The following is a 1,381-nucleotide window of genomic DNA, read 5'->3' as shown; positions in this document are numbered from 1 at the left end:
GATTGTGTTGAAAAACTCTTTGATTTGGACAGGTCTTCTTGAACTATCGCTTTGATTTCTTTTGGATGTCGAGGTCTGCCTTTCACCTCATCCTATTGTGGGCAGCATGGGCTTGAGCTTCGCCAGCTTTCGGAGGTTTTGGGCGGTGGCTGCGAGGGTAAACTCGTCTTGAATGCCACATGGGCCGCGTAATCGGAGACGTCCAAGGCCGAGAATGCGTTTGAGGTGGGCGAAGAGCATCTCAACCTTTTTCCTTCGTGCCTGAGCCTTTGGATTGAACTCTGAGGCCGTGCATTGCCGGGCGAAGTCTCGGACGATCTCGTATTTGTCGCGATGGATGGCGCGGGCTTCTGATTTCGGGCAGCACTTGGCTTTCAGTGCGCATCCCGTGCAATCGGACTTCAGCGCCCGATACTTGCGGGCGCGCCAACTCGGGGCATTCCGCCTTGGATCGGAATAGGTTCGCCAAGTGTGCCGCATTTCCTTGCCGCCCGGACAGATGTAGCGGTCGTTCTCATCATCCCATGTGAAGTCGGATCGCGAGAACGTTCCATCCGGGCGCTCACCCTTGTCGAAGACGGGGATGAAGGGAAGGATTTGGCGCTTTAGGGCAAGCCAGACCAGATTGTCGGACGAGCCATATGCCGTATCCGCAGCAATCCAATCAGGCTTCACGCCAAACCGGTCTTCGGTGCGGTCGAGCATCTTTCGCATCGCACCGACTTCGGCGGTCTTGTTCGACCGGCTGGCGTCCACATCGACAATAATCCCGTGGTCCGTGTCGATCAGGTAGTTGTCAGAATAAGCAAAGAACGCAGGGCCTTTACGCGCAGCTGTCCACTGACTGGCCGGATCAGCATGAGCGGTGAACTTTGGCTTTGCCGTGGTTGCGGCACCGAAGGCTTCGTCGTCCAGCGTGTCGAGATATTCGCGCACTGCGCGGGGTGCATCATTCGGATCAATCTCGCGGGCCGCCCAGTCCTCGGGATTGCTCGAGTTCTGCTTCTGAACATCGGCGCTGATTAGACTGGCGTCGACTGCGAAGCCCTGGCCACCAACCAAGCCCTCTTCCATGCAGCGCGCGACCGTCGTTTCGAATACGTGGCGCAGCAGATCGCTTTCGCGGAACCGACCGTGCCGGTTTTTAGAAAAGGTCGAATGATCCGGGATATGGTCCGTCAGATCAAGACGACAAAACCATCGATACGCGAGGTTCAGATGCACCTCTTCGCAGAGCCGTCGTTCCGACCGGATACCGAAGCAATACCCAACCAGCAGCATCCGGATCAGAAGTTCGGGATCAACCGACGGGCGGCCCGTGTGGCTGTAGAAATCTGACAGATGTTCGCGGATGCTGCTCAGGTCAACGAACCGATCAATC

At 56.8% G+C, this 1,381-nt stretch carries 1 protein-coding gene; it reads right to left on the bottom strand.

The window, feature by feature from the left end:
- Positions 1-87: 87 nt before the first annotated feature.
- The coding region (locus GV827_RS23140) for a transposase (protein ID WP_164356684.1) at positions 88-1,381 on the bottom strand (1,294 nt) is incomplete at its 5' end.

Origin of the sequence: Sulfitobacter sediminilitoris, assembly GCF_010667575.1 — a bacterium.
GTDB lineage: Bacteria > Pseudomonadota > Alphaproteobacteria > Rhodobacterales > Rhodobacteraceae > Sulfitobacter > Sulfitobacter sediminilitoris.
This window is presented reverse-complemented; position numbering and strand designations above follow the sequence as displayed.